Origin of the sequence: Desulforhabdus sp. TSK, assembly GCF_022836495.1 — a bacterium.
Classification (GTDB): domain Bacteria; phylum Desulfobacterota; class Syntrophobacteria; order Syntrophobacterales; family Syntrophobacteraceae; genus Desulforhabdus.
In genome coordinates this window covers 1-23,812 of record NZ_BQXM01000050.1, presented here as the reverse complement: position 1 = coordinate 23,812, position 23,812 = coordinate 1, and the positions used below count along the sequence as shown (strand labels likewise).

The following is a 23,812-nucleotide window of genomic DNA, read 5'->3' as shown; positions in this document are numbered from 1 at the left end:
TCAGTGGCCTCCTTCGCTGGACGGTGACGTGCTCCCGGAGGTGTCCGACGGCGGAGTCTCCTCGGGCAGGGGCTGGGCAACGGGAGGCTTTTCCTCCTCCTTCCCGCCCGATTTGCCCGACCGCTCCGCCAGCCGATCGAAGAGGTAAAAGAAGAGGGGCACATAAAGCATGGCCAGAGTCGCCTCGCCGATCATCCCGCCCATGATGCCGGTGCCGATGGAATGGCGGGCGTTGGCGCCGGCCCCGGTGGCCAGAGCCAGGGGCAGCACGCCGAGGATGAAGGCGAGGGAGGTCATGATGATGGGGCGCAGTCGCTCTTCACCGGCCTGAATGGTCGCATCCATGATGGAGAGCCCCTGTCTGCGCAGTTCGACGGCAAAGGTGACCCGCAGGACCGCATTCTTCGCCCCCAGACCGATGAGCACCAGCAGGCCGATCTGGAAATAGACATCGTTGTCGAGGCCTCTCAGCCAGTTGAAAACCAGTGCACCCAGAATGCCGAACGGCACCGCCGTCATGACCGCTCCCGGCAGGGTCCAGGACTCGAACTGTGCCGCCAGCACGAGGAAAACGATGACCAAACCGAATATAAAAGCGGCCGCCGAGGTCCCCCCCGATTTCTTCTCCTCGTAGGCCATGCCGGACCAGGCGTATCCGTAACCTTCAGGGAGTACTTCATCCGCCACCTCCTCCATCGCCCGGATAGCGGCGCCCGAGCTGTAGCCCGGAGCGGCCCCGCCTGTGACCTGGGCCGCGGGGAAGCCGTTGAAATGGGGCACCAGGTCCGGTCCCGTGACATACTGGGTCGTCACCACTGCCGAAAGGGGAACCATCTGACCATTGCTCGATCTGGAATAGAGCTTTGTGATGTCGGCAGGGTCTTGCCGAAAGGGAGCGTCGGACTGGAGGATGACGTCCCAGACCCGGCTGTACTGGTTGAACTGGCTGACGGTGATGGACCCGAACTGGGCCTGCAGCGCACTGTATACATCCTCTACCGGCAGCCCGAGAAGCACTGAGCGGGAGCGGTCGACCTCGGCCCTCAGTTGCTGTGAGGCCGCACGGAAGGTGGTGTTCAGGCCGGAGAGCTCTGGGCGGGTACGGGCTTTGCCAAGAAATTTCTCTGTCAGCTCGTAGAGGCGTTCGGGGTCACCCGATCCCTTGTCCTGGAGCCAGAACTCGAATCCGCCCGTCGTCCCGATGCCGGGAATCGCCGGTGGCGCTATGGGGATAAAGATGCCTGTGTCGATCCTCCGCGATTCGGCAGTCACCGTTCGCAACACGGTGTCGGCATTCTCCTTTTCAGCGCGCTCCCGGGACGAATAACGTTCCCTGAAATCCTTCAGGGTCACGAAAAATGTGGCAGTATTCGACTTGGTCTGGCCGTCGATGATGCTGTAACCGTTGATGATGGTTCGTTGATCCACGGCCGGGTTCTTGGCGAACAGCCCGTCCACAAGGGTCGATGTCTGAGTGGTGCGGTTGAGACTGGCGGCATCCGGCATGATGAGGAGGGCCATGAGGTAGCCTTGATCTTCGTTGGGGACGAAGCTTGTCGGCGTGGTCCGGAACAGGTGGACGAGACCCCAGATCAGCACGGCGAGGAGAACAAAGGCCACCATCATCCTTTTGATCATGAGCACCACCGCATCGCCGAAGGCCAGGGTAAAACGGTCGAAGCCGCGATTGAACCAGGCGAAAAAGCCCCGCTGCGGAGGCGGGTTGTGCTTCAGCATGAGGCCGCACATGGCCGGCGTCAGGGTGAGGGCCACGAATCCCGAAAGGGCCACGGAAATGACGATGGTGATGGCGAACTGCTTGTAGAGCTGCCCTGTCGTTCCCGGGAGAAACGCGGCGGGGATGAAGACCGAGGCCATCACCAGCACGACGGCGACGAGGGAGCCGCCGATCTCCTCCATGGCCTTGGTGGTGGCTTCCCGGGGCGGGAGATGAAGCTTCACCATGTTCCGCTCCACGTTTTCCACCACCACGATGGCATCGTCCACCACCATGCCTATGGCCAGCACGATGCCGAACAGTGTCAACAGGTTGATGGAAAATCCCAGGGCGAGCATCCCCGTGAAGGTGCCGATGAGAGAGACGAAGATCGCCACGGTACAGATGATGGTTGCACGGAAGCTCTGGAGAAAGAGATAGACGACGATGACAACCAGGAGAACCGCTTCGAAGAGAGTGTGGATGACTTCTTCGATGGAGATGCGCACGAAGTCCGTGGTGTCGAGGGCGATAACATAGTCGATGCCCTCGGGCATGCTGCGCTTCAGATCTTCAAGGGTTTTGCGAACGGCTTTGGAAACTTCCAGTCCGTTGGCGCCGGGCTGCTGGTAGATGGCAATGGGAGTTGCCGGAGCTCCGTTGAGCCTGCGGTCGTCGACGTACTGTCTGCGCCCCACCTCGGCGCGGGCCACGTCTTTGACACGGACGATGGCGCTGCCGTCCTGGCTTGCCCGCAGAATGATGTCCTCGTACTGGGACGCCGTGATGAAGGGAGGCTGCGTCACCACCGGAAAGGTGAGCTGCGCCCGCCCTTCATTGGGCTGCTGCCCCACCTGACCCGCCCCGAAGAGGGCATTCTGTTTCGCCACGGCGTTCTGGATATCGGACGTCGTGATTCCGAGGGATGCCATGCGGTCCGGGTTCATCCAGATGCGCATGGCCTGATCGGGTACCCCGAAAATCTGCGCCTGCCCGGCCCCGTTCACCCGCTTGATGGCATCCAGGATGTAGACGTTGGTGTAGTTGTTCACGTACTCGGGACTGTATCGCCCGTCCTTGTTGAAAACCGAGATGATCATGAGAGTGCTGGAGGATTTCTTCTGGACCGAAACGCCATATTGTGTCACCGCTTCGGGAAGCTGGGGCAGGGCGAGGTTGACCCGATTCTGCACCTGCACCTGTGCGATGTCGGGGTCTGTGTCGAGGGAAAAATAGACCGTGATGGTCATCTGGCCGGTGTTGGAGCTCGTGGACGTCATGTAGAGCATGTTGTCGACGCCGTTGATTTGGGTCTCGATGGGCGCGGCCACCGAGTCTCCCACCGTTTTGGAGTCGGCACCCGGATAGGTTGTCGTCACCTGGACCTGCACCGGTGTGATGGTCGGGTATTGGGCGACCGGCAGGGTTTTCATCGCCACAAGGCCGGCGATGACGATGATGAGGGAGACGACCGTCGCAAAGATCGGCCGTTCGATGAAGAACCTGGAGAACATAGCCTGGCGTCTCCTGTGTCTATGGGGCTTTCCGGGTCGGCGCTTCCGCAGCCGGGCTTGGGCCGGCTCCGGCTTCTACGGGCTTTGCCTGAGGCGAGACCGCTTTCAGCAGGGTGCCGGGCCGAAGCGTCAGGGTGCCGTCCACCACGATCTGATCCCCTGCGTGCAAGCCATCGTAAATGAACCATTCATCGCCGTACCAGTCGCCCACCGTCACAGGGCGGGGCTCCGCCCGGCTCTCTTTGTTGACCAGCCATACCAGGTGGCCTTTGGCGGTCTGCTGGACTGCTCGCTGGGGGACCAGGATCGCATTGGGCCGGACCGCCCCTTTCAGGCGGATGCGCACATACTGGTTCGGGCGGAGCAGGCCGTCGGGGTTTTCGACGGTTGCCCGGATGAGGAAAGTTCCCGTTTGAGCGTTGAAGGAGGGGTCGGCAAAGGTCACCTTGCCGGAGTACGGAAAAACGGATCCGTCGGCCAGGACGATTTCCACCACGTAATTCCTGTCCTTGGGCTCGAGCAGCAACCCCCTGGAAATTTCATCGCGATATTTCAGCCTTTCGTTCTCGGAAATGCTGAAATTGACGTAGGTCGGTGAAAGCACAGCGACCGTCGTCAATTGGCTGTTGGATGAGCCGAGGTAGGTCCCGTCCGCCTGTTGCGCTGCACTTGTGATGCCGTGGACTGGTGATTTGATGACGGTGTAAGAGAGATTCAGCATGGCTTGAGCCACTGTGGCCTTGCTCTGATCGACGGCTGCCGATGCAGATTGGAACTGGCCGATGGCATCGTCCAGGTCCTTCTGGGAAAGGGCTTTGGCTGCAGCGAGGGGCTTGACGCGCGCCAGGTTTCTCCGTGCGACTTCCAGTGCGGCTTCCTGCTTGGCCAGTGCCGCCTTTGCCTGATCGAGCTGCACCTTGAATGGCTTCTGATCCATGAGGAAGAGCGTCTCTCCCTCTTTGACAATGGCGCCTTCCGTATAGACGCGCCGGTCGAGGAATCCGTTGACCCGAGCCTGGATGTTGACCTGCCGTGAGCTCTGCACCTGTGCGACGTACTCTGGACTGACCGGCACATTTCTGGGTATCGCCGTCACCACCGCCACCTCCATGGGCTTCTCGTCCTTTTGGGCGTGATGTGGATCGGGCTTTTGGCAGCCGAGTGAGATCAAAATGATGACGCCCGCAACGGCTGCCAGGCAAACTCGGCGGCGAAAGGCGCTGCGGTGCAATGGATGCCTGTACCTGAAGAACACCCTGTCTTTCCAGCCCATCCTTCTATTCTCCTGGTATAATGCTTCTGGTGGTGATTGGTTCAGCTCGCCTTGTGGAGATTGATGCCGAGAGGTTGAACGACCGTTCCCGCAGGGGTGAAATGGGAACGGCTGCAGACCTGAAGTGGCCATAATCTATAATAAAAATTGACAATATGAAATACAAAATTGCAGAGGGTCAGTTCCTCCCGGGAATGTCTGTATCGTCGTTAATGGAATTTTCTGGATGCATCGAGAGGCACTTCCAGGCATAGGATAGCGTGTAAAAAGGTCTCGAATACAATTGACGGAAGGTGCTTTTGAGAATATATTTCAATTTATCAATATCAAACTTCGAGGAGCTCTATGAAGGAATTTATCAAGGTGATGAAAGCGCTTTCAGATCCCAATCGTGTGAAGATTGTCAAAATGCTTCAGTTCAGATCACTGTGCGTCTGTGAGTTGCAGGCCGCTCTGCAGATTGCACAGCCGACCGTTTCCAATCATTTGAAGATCCTGGAGGAGGCGGGTCTTGTGACCTACCAGAAATCCGGACTTTGGGTCAACTATTCCCTGACCAATGGGGAAAGCAGTCCCTATGCGGCTACGCTGCTTGGAAGCCTGAAGCACTGGCTGCACGAGGACCCGGAAATCGAGCGGCTCATCAAAGTACTTCCTGAAATCCGAAGGGAGGATATCTGCAGGAAATGAAGGTTAAATAAGGAGCGGCTGCATTCCGCGGCTTTCTGCCAGGAGAACGCCCTGGGGAATTACCGTTTGATTTCCCGTGAAGATTCTGATTATCTTTTTGAAGCATGGAGATGGATTCATGATCGATACCAACGAAGAGAAATGTTGTTGCGCCGCGGCAAAGACAGGAGGGATCGCGGGGGAGGCTGCCGAGTATCAGACCAACTCTCAAGCCGCCCGGTACCTCCTGCTGGGGATTCCTGCCTTGGTGGTCTGGTGGGTGATCTACAAGAGCCTTGCGCCTTTTTCCAAATTTGTCACGTACACACTCTTTGATCTGCCAGTTGAAAGTCACTTTGCCGGTGCAGTGGAATTCTTCATTTACGATACTCCCAAGGTCCTCATGCTTTTGACCCTCGTGGTGTTCGGGGTGGGAATCCTGCGATCGTTTTTCACCCCGGAGCGGACCCGAAAGATCCTTGCGGGCAAGCGGGAGTCGCTGGGGAATGTGCTGGCGGCATTCCTGGGCATTGCGACTCCCTTCTGCACCTGCTCCGCGGTTCCCCTTTTCATCGGGTTTGTGACGGCGGGAGTTCCTTTGGGTGTCACCTTCTCTTTCCTCATCGCCGCTCCCATGGTGAATGAAGTGGCCCTGGTGCTTCTCTATGGCCTTTTCGGCTGGAAAGTGGCGGGCCTTTATCTGGCCACGGGGTTGGCTGTTGCCATGCTCGCCGGCTGGACCATCGGAAGACTGGGCATGGAGCATCACCTGGAAGAGTGGGTCATGCAGATTCATGCGGGTGAAGTGGATTGCGCCGAGGAAGACAAGACTTGGGCGGAGCGTATCGAATATGGTCTGGCGGCGGTGCGCGACATCGTCGGCAAGGTCTGGATCTACGTGGTGCTAGGCATCGCGGTGGGAGCCGGCATCCACGGATATGTACCTGAAGGCTTCATGGCCTCCATCATGGGGAAGGGGGCCTGGTGGTCTGTGCCCCTGGCGGTGCTCATCGGCATTCCCATGTATTCCAATGCGGCAGGAATCATTCCCGTCATTCATGCCCTCATCGAAAAAGGGGCTGCCCTCGGGACTGTTCTGGCGTTCATGATGGCCGTCATCGCTCTCTCCCTCCCGGAAGCCATCATTTTGCGCAAGGTGCTCAAACCTGTTCTCATCGCCACCTTTTTCGGGGTGGTGGGTTCCGGCATCCTGCTCGTGGGATATTTGTTCAATATACTCATGTGACATGGTTCGGCGCATCGTCCTGCTGGACGTGCTCCGATAGACATATTTGGGATCATAAATGCCTTGGCAAAAATTGATATGAAAGTGCTGCCGCCAAGCGTCGAAAATAACAGATTTCCCCGCCTCAAAGGAGCAAAACGGCAAATCTGGGTTAAAGCTTCTGCTCCATTGAGAGCCGCACTTCAGTATGCTATTTTAGGTTTGTAGCCATTGAAGAAGATCATTAACGCCTCTTGGATCTGAAAGATTTTTATGGCCCGGACGAACACTGCAAAACTTTCCACAATAAGCCTCTTCAGCGGGACCGGTGGCCTCGATCTTGGCCTGGAGGCGGCTGGTTTTGACATTCGCGTCGCACTCGAACTGGATGCTGATTGCGTCGCCACACTGCGGCACAATAGAAACTGGCCTGTCATCAATCGATCGATTCATGAGGTGCCCTCGACCGAGTTGCTTAAGGTTGCCGGTCTGCATGAAGGCGCAGTGGACTTGCTGGTGGGAGGTCCACCGTGTCAGCCGTTCTCCAAATCGGGATATTGGGCGAGTGGGGACACGAAGAGGCTGGACGACCCAAGGGCTTCGACATTGGAAGCGTTCTTGAGAATCCTGCGTGATCTCAAGCCCAGGGCATACCTTTTAGAGAACGTTGCCGGACTGGCATACTCGGGTAAGGACGAGGGGTTGCGATTTCTTACCGAGACCATTCGCAGCATTAACAAGGAATGCGGCACAAAATACGGTACGGAGATACTCCTTCTCAATGCCGTGGACTTTGGGGTTCCTCAGATACGAGAGCGCACCTTTCTCATAGGTTCAAGAGAAGGAGTCCGATTCGGGAAGTTGAAGCCCACTCACCACCCCAATCCCATTGGGAATCACCCTCATCAGTTGAGGATCTCTCCTGTGGTGGAGATGTATCGCACAGCTTGGGACGCCATTGGAGACCTTTCAGAGGATGGAGCCGAAGTCCCTTCACTATCCGGGAAGTGGGCTGATCTTCTTCCTTCCATCCCGGAAGGAAGCAACTATCTGTTTCATACTGAAAAAGGAGGGGGTCTACCCCTCTTCGGGTGGCGACGTCGATTCTGGAATTTTTTGCTCAAACTGGCGAAAGACCTCCCTTCCTGGACGATTACCGCTTCACCTGGACCGGCGACAGGGCCATTTCATTGGAACAATCGACGCCTCACTGTGCGTGAACTGTGTCGCCTCCAGACAATTCCCGACGATTATTCAATCCTTGGTACATATCGATCGGCCCTCCGTCAAATAGGCAACGCTGTACCCTCGGCGCTGGCCGAGGTAATCGGACTTCAGATCCGATTGCGCCTATTGGCTGACCTGTCTGCTGCATCTCTTAAACCATCATTGATTCCTCCCAAAAGTTGCAGCACACCACCTCCTGAACCGGTAGCTCCAGTGCCCAGTAAGTTCTTACATTATGTGGGAAAACATGCTCCGCATCCCGGGACTGGAAAAGGGAACCGATCACGCCGACAACAACAGCAACCCGATTTGGATATTGCATTGGAATGATCTACAAGCGGTATTCCGTCAGTCGACGACAAAAACAGCCTCTGCTGGATTTCATACTGTCTTCTCTCGCGACGTGCGGTTGCACGATCCTGAGAAGATCCTCCCCCGACGAAGCTCCTTTTCGCATCACCTTCGAAGCACCTGATGGAGAGCGAATGGGAATCCTGGCTTATGCCTTTTTGGCCAATTCCAAGCAAACGCGGAACCGGCCCCCTGATGAGCATCGCTTTCAAGTGAAATACGGCGCCAATGACAAACAATTGCACGAAATTTGGCAAGATCCCTTTGAGCTCTACACGACACTCTTTTTTGGAGTTGACTTGGATACGAGGATTTTTGTGGGAGCCGATCCTTCACTCCACAACCCAACCCGCTTTTTTATTTCGATCGAGTTCAAAAAGGTCCATGTATCTGAAATCTTGAAAAAGAAGTGGACTTCCTGGGAGAGGGAAAAGCGATCGCGTGAGGGGTTGGACGAGCCAATTGAAATACTGGTAGGAGGATTGCCGGAAAGCTTCTTGAACTACGTCCGATTTGAACGAGCTGCAAAAGGGCTCGATCAGGGCCATCGGGCATTGCTTGCAGATAAGATGGCAGAGCTGAAGTCGGTTTTGCTCCCACAGCCATTGATGCTGCACTCCGATTATCCACAGCCACTCTTGTCGCATACCGTGGCTGAAGAGCTGGGGCTTTCTTCCGATGAAATTTTGGACCTGATCCAGAGCGCACCCCGTTTAAAGATGGCCGTTCGGGGTTGGGTTGCCGAAGTGCATTTACAAAGATATCTCTTGACCCTTCAAGATGTTACGCAGTGTGTACCGGTGAAAGGAGATGGTAGACCCGATTTAGAAGTCAGATATCGTGGGGGGCGACCACTCTACATTGAGTGCAAGAACGTCTTGCGCAAAGTCTATGCCGATGGAGTGCCACGCATCGATTTCCAGAAGACAAGAGCTTCGATGTCCGACCCATGCTCACGTTATTATAGACCGGGGGAATTCGATATTCTCGCCGCATGCTTGCATCCGTGTACCGAAAGGTGGGAGTTCGTATTCACTTTGACAAAAGAGCTTGCTCCCCACCCGAAGTGCGAAGGCCGCCTCAGCAATAAAGTCCGTATTGGCGGTGGGTGGTCATCAGATCCGTTATTGGTTTTATCAAAGGCAGTATCATGATGCGTGTTGAGCATCTACATTGGGAGAGGACAGCCGATGACAAGCACGAAGAGAGCACCTCGCTTCAACTCATTCAGCCCCTCTTCGGCATCAGCCTCGTTGGCCAAGAGCCACAATCGGGCAAAGGATACTGTTCCAGAGGTGCTGCTGCGGAAAGCTCTTTGGCGTCGAGGGATTCGATACCGACTTCACATGAGTCAATTGCCTGGAAAACCAGATATTATTTTTACAAAGGCGCGCGTAGTCGTTTTTATTGATGGAGATTTCTGGCATGGCCGGCATTGGGACGACCTCAAGAGCAAGCTAAAAAATCGTGCGAATTCTGAATATTGGATTGCCAAAATCGAATACAACAGAATGCGGGATCAAGAACAAAGACGAGCCCTCGAGAATCAAGGCTGGACTGTGGTCCGACTTTGGGAGACAGAAGTGATCAAGGATGCCGAAAAAGCTCTGGAGGAAGTCATCATGGCTCTTAACGCCAATATACGGGCTCAACATTAAATTCAGTGTGCAGATCAAATCATGATGCAATTTTGGCTTGGGCACAGAATCAAAGCTTGAGTCTTCGTAACAATCTGATGTGCTGATATAGAGAGCTGAGGAGGGGCTGCATGAAGAAGAACGATTGGAAGGTCTTGGTAGACGCACTGCTGTTCGTGGCGGTCTGTTCCATCGCCGTCATCGGTTTGCTCATGGCTTTTGTCATTCCCACGGGGCAAGGACCGGAAGGTTCGAAGTACTTCCTGGGACTGCACCGACACCAATGGGGAGATATCCATCTCTACCTTTCGCTTTTCATGCTGGGCCTGCTGGTGTTGCATGTCTGGCTCAACTGGACGTGGGTGGTGAATTCGACCAAAAATTATGTCGGTGAATACTGGAAGAATGCTCTCTGGATGTTATGCGGTGCCGGGATTTTCGTCGTGTTTGTCGCATGGCTTGTGGTGGTGCTGTAAGGGCGCCCCAAAAAATGGAAAGATTGAGACGCTGAAAACACCGGCGCTGATATGCTCAATGAAGTTTACATCTTTCGATTGAATGCGTGCCTGTTTTTTGTAGGAGCGGCATCCTGCCGCGAGGGGCTTCTGTCGCGGCAGGATGCCGCTCCTACAAAGACGAAGCCTTGAATGCTTCATATGAAATGGGAGTCACCAAGCCTTTTCATCGTTCGTTATGACCTCCCCGGTCATGGGGGGGCAATGGGAATAACAACGAAAACATGACGATCACCTGCAGGTGCGGGAGGCATCGATGGATTCATTGGATTCAGCATCCCCACAGTCGCCCCGAACTTCCGATTTCCGGGATAACGCCGATGCCCGCTTCAAGGTCATCGACCGTGTCATAAAACGCCATCAGTTTCAACAGGATGCACTCATCGAGGTCCTGACGGCAGCCCAGGAGAGCTTCGGGTATCTGCGCGAGGACGTCCTGGCCTATGTGGCGCGCCGGCTTCAGCTCCCTCCGAGCTGGGTCTACGGGGTGGCAACATTTTATCATTTCTTTTCCCTCCAGCCCCAGGGGCACCACCAGTGCATCGTCTGCCTGGGGACCGCCTGTTATGTGGCGCGATCCGCCGAGATCCTCGCCGCACTGGAAAAACGCTTCGGCATGAAAGCCGGACAGACCACCTCGGATGGGGAGCTCAGCCTCACCACCACCCGCTGTCTGGGAAGCTGCGGTCTGGCGCCGGTGCTGGTCCTGGATGGAGAGATCCTGGGCAGACAGTCCGCCGAGAGTGCCGTGACCCGCGTGGAAGCCTTGCTGCATGAAACGGAAAGCCCTTCCTCACAGGCGGTATCGAGATCCACAGAGAGTGAGGAGAAGCCATGAACCGGGTGGAGCTTCAAGCAATGGCGGAAACGGAGCGAAATCGGCAGAAAGCCTTTCAATGCCGGTTTCTCTGCTGTGTCGGGACGCCATGTCTTTCCGCGGGGGGCGGTGTCGTGCAGGAGGCGCTGAAGCAGGCCATCGCCGTACAGGGTCTCGATGCGACAGTGGAAGTCGTGGGGGCAGGGTGCATGGGGCCATGCAGCCGGGGGCCTCTCGTGCGTGTTCTTCCCGCAGGCGGCGAGGAGGCGATCTACGAACATATGACGCCCGAAAAGGCTGGTGCCCTGGTCGAGGCCTTTGCCGGGCCGGGTTGCTCGTCTTTTCCCGAGGAATCGCGGATCTCCTCGGATTCCCCTTTTTTCGGCAAACAGGTCAAGATCGTCCTGTCGGGAAGTGGCAGGGTGGACCCCGACCGCCTGGAGAGCTGCGTGGCGGAAGGCGCTTACACCGCCCTTGCGCATGCCCTGCGCGAAATGACACCCGAGGAAGTGTGCCAGGAGGTTGTGCGCAGTGGTCTTCGTGGGCGCGGCGGGGCCGGGTACCCCACGGGGGTCAAATGGAACCTGATGCGTAAAGCTCAGGGCGAGCGTAAGATCGTGGTGGCCAACGGGGACGAAGGAGATCCGGGGGCTTATATGGACCGGACACTCATGGAATCGGATCCTCACCGGGTGCTGGAAGGAATGGCCCTCGCCGCCTACGCCGTGGGAGCCGATCAGGGCTATGTGTACGTGCGCGGTGAATATCCTCTTGCAGCCCAGAGGATCCAACGGGCCATTCAGGCGGCCGAACGGCAGGGGCTCCTGGGAAATCGTATCCTTGAGAGCCGCTTCAACTTTCGCGTCGATGTGCGCATGGGAGCCGGGGCCTTTGTATGCGGCGAGGAAACGGCCCTCATGGCGTCCATCATGGGACGACGCGGCCAGCCTGTTCCACGACCTCCTTATCCCGCCCAACGGGGCCTCTGGGGACTGCCGACTCTCATCAACAACGTGGAGACTTTCGGGAACATCGCTCCCATCATTCAGCACGGAGGCGAATGGTACGCCGGCTACGGCACTGAAAAGAGCAGGGGTACCAAGGTCTTTGCCCTGGCGGGAAAGGTTTCCTGGACAGGGCTCATCGAGGTCCCCCTGGGGATCACTCTTCGGGAGATCGTGTTCGACATCGGGGGAGGCATTCCGGGGGGACGCTCTTTCAAGGCCGCTCAAACAGGCGGCCCCAGCGGAGGCTGTATTCCCGCGGCCCACCTCGATACCCCCATGGATTATGAGAGTCTTCAGGAATTGGGATCCATCATGGGCTCGGGGGGGCTCATTGTCATGGACGACAGGAGCTGCATGCCGGACGTGGCCAAATTCTTCATGGAATTCTGCATGGACGAAAGCTGCGGCAAATGCGCCCCCTGTCGAGGCGGCACCGTGCAGATGGTGCGGCTCCTCCAACGCATCACCGACGGCGGCGCCGCTCCTGAAGATTTAGAGCAGCTGAAAGAGCTTTGCCTCCTGCTCAAAGAGACCTCCCTGTGTGGACTCGGCCAGACGGCTCCCAATCCCGTGCTCAGTACCCTCCGTCATTTTCGGGAGGAATACGACGCTCACATCCGTGAGGGGCGCTGCCCCGCTGGGGTCTGTGATTTATCGGGAAACAGCATGGAGTGATCCCTGCCCCCCCTGAATTCCCATTTGATCAAGGGGAAAGTTTTTCGAATCCGAGGTGGGCGTATTTTACTGAAAGGGCGATGCAATGGCGGCTGTGACACTGACATTGAACAATGAGCTCATCAGCGCCCGAGAGGGGCAGACGCTTCTGGAGGTTATCCGGGACCATGGAGTGGACCTTCCGACCCTTTGCCACCTGGACGGGCTGAGTGAACGGGGAGCCTGCCGGCTGTGCATGGTGGAAGTGGAAGGGACATCCCGCCTCCTGGCTGCGTGCGTCACTCCCGTGCAGGAAGGCATGAACATCCGGACGGACAGCGACCGCCTCCTGCGCTATCGAAAAATGCTGGTGGAACTGCTCCTGGCCGAGCGCAGTCATGTCTGCTCCGTCTGCACCATGAATGGAAAGTGTGAGCTGCAGGCCCTGGCGGTTCGGCTGGGCATCGATCATGTGAGATACGAAGCCCTGCATCCGGCTCTCCCCGTGGACGCGAGCCATGGCCGTTTTGTTCTGGACCACAACCGATGCATTCTTTGCGGAAGGTGCCTGAGGGCATGCGACGAGGTGGAGGGCGCCCACACGCTGGATGTCATGGGACGGGGAGTGCGGAGCCGCATCATCGTCGATTTCAACCAGCCCTGGGGAAGCAGTTTCACGTGCACAGGCTGTGGCAAGTGTGTCCAGGTGTGTCCCACAGGGGCCATGGTGGCGAGGGAAAATATTGCGGGGAGGGTGGAGAAGCGCCCGGATTTTTTGCTTCGCATCCTTGATGGACGCCAAAAGCGAGTCTGGCGTTGGTGATCCGTGTGGGTAGGAGAGGTCTGATGCCTGGAGTGAAAGATCAAAAGATACGGCTTGCCACTGTGTGGCTCTCCGGATGTTCCGGCTGCCACATGAGCTTCCTGGACATGGATGAACATCTGCTGGAGCTGCAGAAGCTCGTTCATCTCGTTTTCAGTCCATTGGCGGACCACAAGTGCTTCCCCGAAGGGGTGGACGTGGTGCTGGTGGAAGGAGCGGTAGCCAACACTGAGCATCTGGCGCTGGCTCAAACCCTGCGTCGGCGGAGCCGTGTGGTGGTGGCTCTGGGAGATTGCGCCGTCACGGGGAATGTGCCCGCCCTCCGCAACCGTCTGGACTCCGAAGGGCTCTTGCAGGCTGTGTATGCGGATGGAGAGCGCCTTCCCGGGCTTGACCCTCGGAGAGAGGTCCCGCAGCTTCTTTCCTCTGTCCTTCCCCTGCATCGGGTGATTCCCGTGGATGTGTTTCTTCCCGGATGTCCCCCGGCACCTCGGAGCATTCAAGCGGCCGTGGGGGCTCTCATCCAGGGCGAGTCTTTCGTGCTCCCCGAATCCATGCGGAGGTTTGGGTAGTAGCGGCAGTCAGGAGGCGTTCCATGAACCAAACGGTAATCATCGATCCTGTGAGCCGTATCGAAGGCCACGGAAAAATCACCCTCCATCTAGATGATACGGGTCGAGTAGCCGATGCCCGGTTCCATGTGACGGAGTTTCGCGGGTTTGAAAAATTCTGCGAAGGCCGGCCGTTTTGGGAGATGCCGGACCTTACGTCGCGCATCTGCGGCATCTGCCCCGTGAGTCACATGCTGGCTTCGGCCAAGGCCGGAGATGCCATTTTGGGTGCAGGGATTCCGGCAACGGCGGAGAAGCTCCGGCGTGTCATCCACTGGGCGCAGATCCTTCAGAGCCACGCCCTGAGCTTTTTTCATCTGAGTGCTCCGGATCTGCTCCTCGGCATGGAGAGCGATCCCGATCGGCGCAACATCATGGGGCTTATGGAGACCCACCCCGAAGTCGTGCGGAACGGAATTCGCCTGCGCCACGTCGGCCAGGAGATCATTCGCATTCTGGGGGGCAAGAGCGTTCACCCGACCTTCGCCGTGCCCGGAGGAGTCCGTTCCGCACCCCAACGCGACGATCTGCACTCCATCAAGCAACTGCTTCCTGAGGCCTTGAACATCGTGGAAGGGACTCTGGACCTTCTCAAGGGAAGATATGGTGATTTCCGGGGGGAAATGGCGTGCTACGGAGATTTCCCCAGTCTTTTCGCCGGGCTGGTGACTCCTGAAGGGGGGCTGGAGCACTACGACGGGGTGCTGCGGGTGATGGACGAAGAGGGAAACATCCTGGAAGACGGCGTCTCTCCTGAACGTTATCGCGAGCTTTTTGCCGAAGCCGTGGAACCCTGGAGCTATCTCAAGTTTCCTTACTACAAGCCTCGAGGGTGTGAGAGAGGTCTCTACCGCGTGGGCCCCCTGGCGCGTCTGAATCTTTGCGACTTTGCGGGAACGCCTCGGGCAGATCGTGAGCTCCTTCAATTTCGGAGTTTTGGAAAGACAGGAAAGCCCGTTACGGGAAGTTTTCACTATCATTATGCGCGGCTCATAGAAATCCTGTTTGCCCTGGAAAAGATCGCCGAGACATTGAAGGATCATGATCTCACGCACTCGCCCCTGCGCAGCCAGGCGGGAGTGAACCGACGGGTGGGCGTGGGGGCCATCGAAGCCCCGCGAGGAACACTTTTCCACGAGTATGGTGTGGACGAGCATGGGCTGCTTCTGAGTGTGAACCTGGTGGTGGCGAGCGGCCACAACAACCTGGCCATGAACCGGACGATCCGGCAGATCGCTCGGGCATACAGCAATGGAGCGGAAATCACGGAGGGGCTCCTCAACCGCATCGAGCATGGTATTCGGCTCTACGACCCGTGCCTGAGCTGCTCCACGCACGTCATGGGAAAAGGCGGCATGCAAATCGAGGTGTACGGACCGGCGGGCGATTTGCGGGCTTACAATCGTTGAAGATGTAATCAAGGACTGCAGCGGCGGAGAAAGGACCAAGGGTGTATCGAATCCGGTTTCATGGTCGTGGGGGGCAGGGCATAAAAACAGCGGGTCGAATCCTGGGGACCGCTTTCTTCCTGGAGGGCTACGAGGTCCAGGATGCACCACGGTATGGTGCCGAGCGGCGGGGGGCTCCAATCTTTTCCTACGTTCGGGCATCCAGGGGAGCCATCCGGGAGCGTGGCATCATCGCAAAACCTGACCTGATCGTGGTCGCCGATGAAACCCTCCTGCAGATCCCGGCAGCGGGAGTTCTGGCGGGTGCCGGCGAAAAAGCAGTCATGATCCTCTGCACCTCGGAAGGGGTTGAGGTCTGGAAGGAGAGACTCCGCTTTAACGGTCCGTTGCTTGCCCTGCCCGCACCTTCGGAAGGAGAGGACCCTCTCAAATTTCGATACATCAGTGCCGCATGTGTTGGAGCTGCGGCACGGGTCGTGGGTGTGATTTCGAGAGATTCCCTGCTGGAGGCGATATCCTCCGAAGTCTCCGAGTTCGGAGCCTCGGCTGTGGAGATGAACCGGCAGGTGGCTCTTGAGCATTACGAAGCGGCAGCGGCCCACGAGGGCTTGGTGACGGAAGCGGAGAATGTGCCGCCGGGAGCCGCCGAAAAGCCGCATTGGATCGATCTTCCCTTCGAGGATGCGCGCACCTCTGCCCCCGTGATTCATGGAAGCACAACCAGTGCCTTGGTGAAAACGGGACTCTGGAGGACATTTCGCCCCGTCATCGATCCCAGTCATTGCAAGGGCTGCTGGTGGGTCTGCAGCACCTTTTGCCCCGAGGGCGCCATCACGGTAAGTGAGGATGGTCATCCCGTTGTGGACTACGATCACTGCAAAGGATGCATGATCTGCGTGACCCAGTGCACCTCTCACGCCATACGGGCCGTGCCCGAGCACGAGGACGCTCAGGCGGCCAATGAAGGAGGCGTCTCATGAAGCGTGCTCTTCTCACGGGCAACGGGTCCGCCGCCTGGGGCGCGAGGCTTGCCCAAATCGATTATCTGCCCGCGTTTCCCATCACCCCCCAGACCGAAATCATCGAAACCCTCGGGAAGTGGATCGATACGGGCGAAATGAACTGCCGGATGGTCACGCTCGAATCCGAGCATTCCATGCTGACGGCGGCCGGGACAGCAGCGGCCACTGGCGTTCGTGTCTTTGCGGCCACTTCCAGCCAGGGGTTCCTTTACGCCATGGAGATGCTCTACACTGTTGCGGGGTGGCGTGTGCCCTTCGTCCTGGTCAATGTCTCGCGCGGGCTTTCGGCGCCCATTACCCTGGAACCCGACCACAACGATATTCTGGCGGCTCGTGACAGCGGGTTCCTGCAGATTCACTGCTCCACCTGCCAGGAGGTGCTGGACAGCGTCCTCATGGCCTACCGGCTCGCGGAGCATGCGAACGTCAGGCTCCCTGTCATCGTGAACCTCGATGGGTTTTACCTTTCTTTCACACGGGAGCCGGTGGAAATTCCCCATGCGGGGCTGGCCAAAGAGTTTGTCGGCCCCTATGCCCCCCAGGGTATGACCTTCCGCGCCGGCTCCCCTGTCAGCCAGGCGGTCGCCGTCCTGGGTGGATCTCCTTATTCGTATTTTCGCTATGAAACACACCTGGCGGCGCAAAACGGCGTTTCGGCTTTCAGTGAGATAGCCCTGGAGTTCGAGCAGGCCTTCGGAAGACGGCAGGATGCCGTCGAAGCCTACTGCATGGAGGATGCGGAGCTGGCCTTCGTGATGATCGGCTCGTTCGCCACCAAGGCGAAAGACGCTGTCGACAGGCTCCGCAAGGCGGGCTGGGCCATCGGGCTGCTGCGACCGCGTCTGCTTCGACCGTTCCCCATGGAGCTCATCAGGAAGGCTCTTGCCGGCAAGTTGGGGGTTGCGGTGGTGGATCAGAATTTGTCCGTGGGAAAGGGCGGAGTCCTTTTTACGGAACTGGCCTCGGCATTGTACGGAATGGAAGGTGCGCCCCTCCTTCTGAGCTTTATCGGGGGGCTGGGCGGGCGCGACATTTCTCCTGAGGAGTTTTTCGAAATGGCTGCGGTCACACGGAAAGCCGTCGAAGAGGGCAAAGCTCCCCCTCCCAGGCTGCTCTACACCGAAGAGGAGCTGCGGGAGGTCAGGAAGCTGCAGGCCATCGCGCACGTCGAAAGACGGGAGCTGGAGGCGGGACGATGAATGAAACGAGGTTTCAGCGCAAAAAGGACCTTCCCTCCACGCATCTCCTGGGTACCGGTACGCCCATGTGCGCCGGGTGCGGGGGGCTGGAAGCGCTCCATCAAATTTACGACATTTTGGGTGAACGCACCGTGTTCGTCAATGCGGCGGGTTGCATGACCCTGCTCGCGACCTACCCCTTCACGCCTTTTCGGGGGTCCTGGCTCTACACGTCCATGGCCTCCGCCGCGGCGGGCGCTCAGGGGGTGCGCGACGGGCTCGACATTCTCCTGGCCAAGGGAGAAATCGGATCCGAAGAAGACCTGCAGGTGGTTGTCCTTGCAGGCGACGGATCGAGCTACGGCATGGGACTCTCTGCGACCTCGAGCGCCATCGAGCGGGGCCTGGATTTCATTTACATCTGCTACGACAATGAAGGCTACGGGAATACGGGGCAGCAGTTCTCGGACGCCACGCCGCACGGAGCCCGTACGGCAACCAGCACGGGGCCGAGGGGGTTTCCGGGGTTCAAGAAGGATCTCTTTGCCATCTGGGCGGCCCACAAGCCGACGTATATCGCGACGGTGCTGGGATCAGAACCCCTGGACCTGGCTCGAAAGGTTGAGAAAGCGAAAAGCCTGACCGGCCCCAGGTTCATTCTCGCCCTGGCCCCGTGCCCCACCGGGTGGGACTACGATCCGAAGGATACGGTGGAAATCGGCAAGCTGGCCGTGAAGACGGGAGTTTGGCCTCTCAAGGAATTTTTGGAGGGGAAAGTCGTGCACACGCACATCCCCCGCGTGAGAGTTCCTGTCGAGGAGTATCTGAAGACCCAGGGACGTTTTGCACATCTCTTTCGTCCCGAGCGAAACGAAGCGATGATTGCCGAAATTCAGGGAATGGTGGATGCATATTGGGCATCGGTGAGCTGAGGGACGTGTGAAAATTGATCTGACCCATCTGGAAGTGTGCGATCGCCAACAAATTTTGATGGTTTCTGGTAAATGCATTCAAGAAGATGGAATTATATTCCAAACGGATGAGATCCTGACTCATTGCTGATCCTGTAGGAGCGGCTTCCAGCCGCGATAGAAATAGCCGGCTCCAAATAGAAGCTCCTGAGAAAGGAAAGACTTTAACCGTTCGCAGTATAGCTTCCGCTCCGGGAAGAGCCCTTTTGGAGGACGAACCACAAAAGGAATTGGAGTGGTCACCCGGCAACCTGAGCACAAGGAGAATCAAATGCCAGAATTCTGCAATCCATTCAGTGTGTTGAAGAACGATCGCAAGCTCACCCAGGAAGAACTGGTGCGGGCCATCCGGTTCATGGTGGCCGCGGAATACGAGGCCATCCAGCTTTACCAGCAGACGGCGGAAAGCACGGATAACGCTCTGGCCAAGGCTGTGCTCCTGGACATCGCCAACGAGGAAAAGGAGCATGCAGGCGAGTTTTTGCGCCTTCTGCGGGAGTTGGATCCCGAAGAGGAAAAATTCTACAAGGAAGGCTACCAGGAGGTTGAGGAGATCATGGCCGAGCTCAAGAAATAATCTCCCGAAAAAGTCCTGAGTGTCTTGCCGTGCCGCCTCCACCAAATTTTGGGGTCGAATTCGCGAGGCGGCTCGGTCTCAGGGGGAACCCGGCAGAGAGATCCAGTCCTCGGGCAGGTTGTCACCCTCGATGGGGTGTGAACTTGAGACCGGGCATTGATTTTCCATTCCCTCTTTTGGCTTTCTCTGCGTCAATCAGCGCCTGTCAGCGTGCTTCAGCGTCCCATCGATTGAGTCCCCAGCCGGAATCACCCCACCTGCGGCATTTGCAGGACCGCCGCTCCTTCGATGCGACCCTCGCGCAGTCGGTCGAGGGCTTCATTGGCCTGTGCCAGGGCAAATATCTGCACTTCGGTTCGAACCGGGACCCTGGGTGCAATGGCGAGGAGCTCCTCTCCGTCGCGTCGCGTCAGGTTGGCCACTGAGCGGATGATGCGCTCTTCCCACAACAACCGGTAGGGAAAGGCCGGGATGTCGCTCATGTGAATGCCCCCGCTCACCACCACGCCCCCCTTGTCCGTGGCTTGCAGCGCTGCCGGGATCAGTGAACCGACGGGCGCGAAGATGAGGGCTGCGTCCAGGGGCTCGGGAGGGAGGGCTGTGGAATCACCGGCCCACACGGCTCCCAGGCGGCGGGCAAAGGCCTGGGCCTGCAGATCCCCCGGGCGCGTGAAGGCGTAGACCTTGTTTCCCTGGTAGACGGCAATCTGGGCGACGATGTGGGCGGCGGCGCCGAACCCGTAGATTCCCAGCCGTTCGATCCCATCCCCGGCCAGCCGCAAAGTGCGGTAGCCGATGAGACCCGCGCACAAGAGCGGAGCAGCCTCCGCATCGGTGTAATTCGCCGGCACTGGAAAAGCGTAGCGGTGGTCGACCAGGGTGTATTCGGCAAAGCCGCCATCGAGGGTGTAGCCGGTAAAACGGGCGTCCCCGCAGAGATTTTCCTGCCCCTTGAGGCAATACCGGCAGCGGCCGCAGGTGAAGCCGAGCCAGGGAATGCCGACCCGGTCGCCCATACGGAAAGCGTGGACCTCCCGGCCGGTTTCCACCACCGTGCCGATGATTTCGTGCCCGGGAATGAGGGGAAGCTTCGGCTCCGTGAGCTCCCCGTCCACGATGTGCAGGTCCGTCCGGCAGACGCCGCACGCTGCGGCTTTCACCAGCACCTGTCCTCGGTCGGGCCGGGGAACCGGCACCTGCCGCAGTTGCAGCGGCTGACCCGGCTCCTCCAGGACCATGGCCTGCATGGTTTCGGGAATGGACATGGAAACACCTCCTGTGTGTAATGATCTCAGATGGAGCAAAGTACATAAAGAGCTGATCAGGCGGCTTTCAGCGTAAACTCAACGCGTACGGCATCAAAAGGGAACTCGATGCGGCCATCGTCGGTCTTTTGCAGTATGCCGGTGTTCAACAGTGCGTGCACGTCGCTATGAACTGCCTTTACATCGCGTCCGAGCCTGCGAGCTGCTTCACGGATCGTCATGGGTCCTGCACCGGTCATCATGTTCAGTAACTCCCAACGCTTGCCTGTGAGCACTTTAAAAAGAAGTGTGGGAGACTCGAAGCTTATGAAGGTTCCTTCAGATTCTCCCTCGAATGCCGCAAGGAATCGCTGATTCATTTCCTCACGAGAGGATACGCTCAAAATTACGGTACGCATTTTAGGATCTCCACTTGTCCACATCGTTCCAGAATTTTCCTTGAGAAGAATTTTGGATGGATTATGGTACCACAATATGGTACTATCTTTTCCATGAAAGCAAAGCACAAACGCACTTTGGAGTCAATATTCTCTCGTCCTGCCTCCGGCAACATTCGCTGGGATGATATTGTGTCATTATTCCGAGAGTTGGGGGCTGAGATCAAAGAACGAGAGGGCTCTCGTGTGGAGGTGTTTTTGTTCGGACAGGTCCGTGTGTACCATCGGCCCCACCCAAGGCCGGATACCGATAAGGGAGCTGTGGCAAATATCCGCAAATGGTTGGAACGGCATGGAGTAAAGCCATGAAGAACATAATGGAGATTGATGGACATAAGGCTGTAATCGCCTTCGATTCCGATATTGGCATGTTTCGCGGGGAATTCTTGGGTCTTTCCGGAAGTGCCGATTTTTACGCTGCTGACGTAGAGGGTTTGCTGCGGGAAGGCAGGATGTCTCTTCAGGTTTACCTCAAGGCATGTCAGGAACGGGGGATTACTCCCTACAAGAGCTTCTCCGGAAAATTCAACGTCAGGATTTCCCCGGATTTGCATGCCGATATTGTCTCCGCTGCCGAGGCATCAGGCATGAGCTTGAATCAATGGGTGGAGAAGGCCCTTTCTGAATGTGCTCATGACTGAAGTCCTGCAATTCATCTCACTGCTCCGCCGACAACATTTTTTCAAGATCGGTTAACGGCAGTGCATCATGGCCCGACTTATACGGGAAAATGCGGACGCCCTCAACTGATCAACTTTTGTCACGCTAAGATCATTTTTGCTTGCATTTTTCCATGTTGGCCGCACACCTTATTCACAGGCCCGTGCCGTATTGCGTGCAATAAGTTAAGGGCGTCCCTTCTGCACACACTGTTTTCGGATCTCGGAATCGAGGTACTGAGTGCCTACGCAAAAAAAAAGCCCTCAAGCCGCCGATGCTCCTTGGAGAAGCGGTGCGCCTGGTAGCACGAATGGGAGGTTATCTTGGACGCAACAACGATTCGCCTCCAGGGCACCAGCTGATGTGGCATGGCTATTCGAATCTTCAGCTCCTCTGTGAAGGATTCACGCTCCGAGGCGGCTGTTGCCGCCCCGGAGCAACTCATGGGTAAAGGGCAGCTAGGGCGGGGAAACCGAACGCTTTGTTTACCCGTTCTAAGAGAAGCTCGCCAGCTTATTGGACTTCTAGCACGTTGAGATTATAAATCACGTGCTGGGTTGCACCGCTGGTGCAGCCAGATGCAGTCCATGCGATTGTATGGCTGCCGGCGGGCAACGGATCGAAGAAGAGATAGTAGCCCTGTTCAGCGCTGGGACTCAGGAACCATTCCGGAATCTGCTTAATCTTGTAACCAAGCGATTCAAATATGTTGCCTGGCCCGCCCTGTGCAATCCCCAACGGCATCTGGACATTGAAAAGAGGCGACTGGCTTCCCGAGACCCCTGTGAAGTAAGCCGTAGGAGTCCTGACCTCTAGGCCATCAATCAGAACGGAAATCGTCGCGTCTTGCGTGCAGCGTGCCTGATCGCGAGCGTATTCTTCCGTACGCTGTTCCGGGGGATCACCTAGGAAGGCGAAATACGCGTTGTTGATGAGCGGGAAGAACAGCGATTTCCCAGCCGGAATCGTGCATGTGCGGGTGACGTCGCCAACCCAGGTGCCGGCGAGAAACCACACATCTCCGATCTGATGCTCGGAGCAGGCTCTCCCGTCAGGGTCCTTCAGCGGGATTACCCTTTGAAGGCCTGATTCTGCTTTGTGCTTATTGTCCGGAACCCCCAATGCCCACTGCCACCATGCTGCAGCCCATTGTCCGTAGGTTCGTCCCGCAGGTGTGGAGTCGATTGGAGCAGGGGTAGGAGGTCTAGACTGAGCGCCTGTCACAGACAGCACATATGCGCCTTCAATGGTTCCGCTTCCAGTGAAGTTAAGGTCACAGCAAGCATCCGCGGCAACGATAAAGATTCCATCGCTAGGTACAGTGAAATCCAATTGCACCGGAGTAGTGTTGTCCCAAGAGCCAACGTAACCGAGGTCTGCATACGAGCCTGGACAGGCGGAAGTGAAGGCCCCAACCAGTAATGAAGTGAGGGGTGTTGGCTTAGAGAAATCAGCAGCTAAGGAAACATGGACTTGCGTGCCCGGCGTTCCATAAAACTTGAAGAAATCTACAGCATCACCATAGGGTTGGGTTTTGTACCCCGTGACCTGCAATGGGCTGGCTGCGGACGTCAAATCTTGCGCGGTGGCGCAGGTATTGTTCGGCTCCACCTCCGTATAAGAAGCATAGCGGTTGGCCTGCACAGAAAGCGCGATAGCAAATACAATAAACACCATTGCTATGCTTGATAAAATCCACGATCGAAACCGAATCTTCATCTTCTTCCTCCCCGATTATTAGTCTCGAATAAGGTTAAAATAAGGTTAAAACCTCCGCCTTTAGGCGGATAGCTTCATCGTTTCATCTATAATGTACCCCGAAAACTGGACAGAGAACTAAATGTGGAAGTGCCGTTCCGGTCCAAGTTAAAATTAAAGGGCAAGGAGAACGGAAATGTCAGCAAGAAGGAAGCAGTACAGCAGCGCTTTCAAGGCCAGGGTTGTTCTGGAGGCGATCAAGGGTCAGAGGACAATCTCTGAGTTGGCCAGTGAATACGGGGTGCATCCCAATCAGATTACCAACTGGAAGAAACAGGCCATAGACGGACTGCCGGCCATCTTTTCCAATCAGAAGGAGAGAGCCGAGAAAAGGAGCCAGGAGGTAGAATCGGAGTTGTACAAGCAGATAGGGCAGATGAAGGTCGAACTCGATTGGCTCAAAAAAAAATCTGGCCTTATCGACAAATGAAAAGAGAGAGCGGATAGAGCCGGATCATCCGCAGATCCCGGTCTGCAGGCAGTGTGAATTGTTGA

General features: G+C 57.1%; 23 protein-coding genes and 1 pseudogene. 19 read left to right on the top strand and 5 right to left on the bottom strand.

What is annotated here, in order from left to right; translation table 11 throughout:
- Both MWC30_RS20230 and MWC30_RS20225 read right to left on the bottom strand, forming a co-directional pair.
- Window positions 1-3,231, bottom strand: coding sequence for an efflux RND transporter permease subunit (locus MWC30_RS20230; protein ID WP_244086020.1), 3,231 nt, complete (start codon window positions 3,229-3,231; stop codon window positions 1-3).
- Window positions 3,232-3,250: 19 nt separating this feature from the next.
- Window positions 3,251-4,504, bottom strand: coding sequence for an efflux RND transporter periplasmic adaptor subunit (locus MWC30_RS20225; protein ID WP_244086019.1), 1,254 nt, complete (start codon window positions 4,502-4,504; stop codon window positions 3,251-3,253).
- A gap of 345 nt (window positions 4,505-4,849) precedes the next feature.
- Here MWC30_RS20225 and MWC30_RS20220 point away from each other — a divergent pair, with 345 nt between their 5' ends.
- The 15 genes from MWC30_RS20220 to MWC30_RS20155 all read left to right on the top strand — a co-directional run bounded on the left by MWC30_RS20220 (window position 4,850) and on the right by MWC30_RS20155 (window position 19,197).
- Window positions 4,850-5,194 carry a metalloregulator ArsR/SmtB family transcription factor gene (locus tag MWC30_RS20220; RefSeq protein ID WP_244086018.1) on the top strand — a complete coding sequence of 115 codons (345 nt, stop codon included), beginning with the start codon at window positions 4,850-4,852 and terminating at the stop codon, window positions 5,192-5,194.
- Between the two features lie 118 nt (window positions 5,195-5,312).
- The gene (locus MWC30_RS20215) at window positions 5,313-6,419 is read left to right on the top strand and encodes a permease (protein WP_244086017.1); all 1,107 of its coding nucleotides are present in this window, start codon (window positions 5,313-5,315) and stop codon (window positions 6,417-6,419) included.
- A gap of 252 nt (window positions 6,420-6,671) precedes the next feature.
- The gene (locus tag MWC30_RS23155) at window positions 6,672-7,955 is read left to right on the top strand and encodes a DNA cytosine methyltransferase (RefSeq protein ID WP_368860906.1); all 1,284 of its coding nucleotides are present in this window, start codon (window positions 6,672-6,674) and stop codon (window positions 7,953-7,955) included.
- Between the two features lie 155 nt (window positions 7,956-8,110).
- Window positions 8,111-9,130, top strand: coding sequence for a hypothetical protein (locus MWC30_RS20210; RefSeq protein ID WP_244086016.1), 1,020 nt, complete (start codon window positions 8,111-8,113; stop codon window positions 9,128-9,130).
- Window positions 9,131-9,166: 36 nt separating this feature from the next.
- Window positions 9,167-9,634, top strand: coding sequence for a very short patch repair endonuclease (locus MWC30_RS20205; RefSeq protein ID WP_244086015.1), 468 nt, complete (start codon window positions 9,167-9,169; stop codon window positions 9,632-9,634).
- Between the two features lie 110 nt (window positions 9,635-9,744).
- Window positions 9,745-10,089 (top strand): DUF4405 domain-containing protein, encoded by a 345-nt coding sequence (locus MWC30_RS20200; protein ID WP_244086014.1) that lies wholly within the window; start codon window positions 9,745-9,747, stop codon window positions 10,087-10,089.
- Between the two features lie 295 nt (window positions 10,090-10,384).
- On the top strand, window positions 10,385-10,966 hold the full coding sequence (hoxE, locus tag MWC30_RS20195; RefSeq protein ID WP_244086013.1) for a bidirectional hydrogenase complex protein HoxE: 582 nt from the start codon (window positions 10,385-10,387) through the stop codon (window positions 10,964-10,966).
- Window positions 10,963-12,627: a NuoF family protein gene (locus MWC30_RS20190; RefSeq protein ID WP_244086012.1), complete on the top strand. Its 1,665-nt coding sequence runs from the start codon at window positions 10,963-10,965 to the stop codon at window positions 12,625-12,627. The genes hoxE and MWC30_RS20190 overlap by 4 nt, the downstream gene beginning before the upstream one ends.
- An 85-nt stretch (window positions 12,628-12,712) precedes the next feature.
- On the top strand, window positions 12,713-13,429 hold the full coding sequence (gene hoxU, locus MWC30_RS20185) for a bidirectional hydrogenase complex protein HoxU (protein WP_244086011.1): 717 nt from the start codon (window positions 12,713-12,715) through the stop codon (window positions 13,427-13,429).
- 23 nt (window positions 13,430-13,452) lie between these two features.
- Window positions 13,453-14,001 (top strand): NADP oxidoreductase, encoded by a 549-nt coding sequence (locus tag MWC30_RS20180; protein WP_244086010.1) that lies wholly within the window; start codon window positions 13,453-13,455, stop codon window positions 13,999-14,001.
- A gap of 23 nt (window positions 14,002-14,024) precedes the next feature.
- On the top strand, window positions 14,025-15,449 hold the full coding sequence (locus MWC30_RS20175; RefSeq protein WP_244086009.1) for a Ni/Fe hydrogenase subunit alpha: 1,425 nt from the start codon (window positions 14,025-14,027) through the stop codon (window positions 15,447-15,449).
- A gap of 41 nt (window positions 15,450-15,490) precedes the next feature.
- Window positions 15,491-16,429, top strand: a complete 939-nt coding sequence (locus tag MWC30_RS20170) for a 2-oxoacid:acceptor oxidoreductase family protein (RefSeq protein WP_244086008.1) — start codon at window positions 15,491-15,493, stop codon at window positions 16,427-16,429.
- Window positions 16,426-17,670 carry a hypothetical protein gene (locus MWC30_RS20165; RefSeq protein WP_244086007.1) on the top strand — a complete coding sequence of 415 codons (1,245 nt, stop codon included), beginning with the start codon at window positions 16,426-16,428 and terminating at the stop codon, window positions 17,668-17,670. The genes MWC30_RS20170 and MWC30_RS20165 overlap by 4 nt, the downstream gene beginning before the upstream one ends.
- Window positions 17,667-18,581, top strand: a complete 915-nt coding sequence (locus tag MWC30_RS20160) for a thiamine pyrophosphate-dependent enzyme (RefSeq protein WP_244086006.1) — start codon at window positions 17,667-17,669, stop codon at window positions 18,579-18,581. The genes MWC30_RS20165 and MWC30_RS20160 overlap by 4 nt, the downstream gene beginning before the upstream one ends.
- Before the next feature lie 310 nt (window positions 18,582-18,891).
- Window positions 18,892-19,197 (top strand): ferritin family protein, encoded by a 306-nt coding sequence (locus MWC30_RS20155; protein ID WP_244086005.1) that lies wholly within the window; start codon window positions 18,892-18,894, stop codon window positions 19,195-19,197.
- 248 nt (window positions 19,198-19,445) lie between these two features.
- Here the strand turns inward: MWC30_RS20155 and MWC30_RS20150 are convergent, their stop codons facing one another.
- On the bottom strand, window positions 19,446-20,444 hold the full coding sequence (locus MWC30_RS20150) for a zinc-dependent alcohol dehydrogenase family protein (protein WP_368860908.1): 999 nt from the start codon (window positions 20,442-20,444) through the stop codon (window positions 19,446-19,448).
- A gap of 74 nt (window positions 20,445-20,518) precedes the next feature.
- Window positions 20,519-20,860 carry a hypothetical protein gene (locus tag MWC30_RS20145; protein ID WP_244086003.1) on the bottom strand — a complete coding sequence of 114 codons (342 nt, stop codon included), beginning with the start codon at window positions 20,858-20,860 and terminating at the stop codon, window positions 20,519-20,521.
- A gap of 93 nt (window positions 20,861-20,953) precedes the next feature.
- On the opposite strand from MWC30_RS20145, the gene MWC30_RS23150 reads away from it, so the two are divergent.
- From MWC30_RS23150 to MWC30_RS23145, 3 genes and pseudogenes are all read left to right on the top strand, one after another.
- Window positions 20,954-21,208 carry a type II toxin-antitoxin system HicA family toxin gene (locus tag MWC30_RS23150; protein WP_368860905.1) on the top strand — a complete coding sequence of 85 codons (255 nt, stop codon included), beginning with the start codon at window positions 20,954-20,956 and terminating at the stop codon, window positions 21,206-21,208.
- Window positions 21,205-21,540 carry a type II toxin-antitoxin system HicB family antitoxin gene (locus MWC30_RS20140; protein ID WP_368860907.1) on the top strand — a complete coding sequence of 112 codons (336 nt, stop codon included), beginning with the start codon at window positions 21,205-21,207 and terminating at the stop codon, window positions 21,538-21,540. The genes MWC30_RS23150 and MWC30_RS20140 overlap by 4 nt, the downstream gene beginning before the upstream one ends.
- Window positions 21,541-21,800: 260 nt before the next feature.
- Window positions 21,801-22,010: pseudogene (locus tag MWC30_RS23145) on the top strand (IS4 family transposase); the annotation flags it as partial.
- A gap of 62 nt (window positions 22,011-22,072) precedes the next feature.
- Here MWC30_RS23145 and MWC30_RS20135 read toward each other — a convergent pair.
- A complete protein-coding gene (locus tag MWC30_RS20135; protein WP_244086001.1) occupies window positions 22,073-23,278 on the bottom strand; it encodes a hypothetical protein in 1,206 nt (401 codons plus the stop codon).
- Window positions 23,279-23,453: 175 nt separating this feature from the next.
- Here MWC30_RS20135 and MWC30_RS20130 point away from each other — a divergent pair, with 175 nt between their 5' ends.
- The gene (locus MWC30_RS20130; protein WP_244086000.1) at window positions 23,454-23,747 is read left to right on the top strand and encodes a transposase; all 294 of its coding nucleotides are present in this window, start codon (window positions 23,454-23,456) and stop codon (window positions 23,745-23,747) included.
- Window positions 23,748-23,812: the final 65 nt, after the last annotated feature.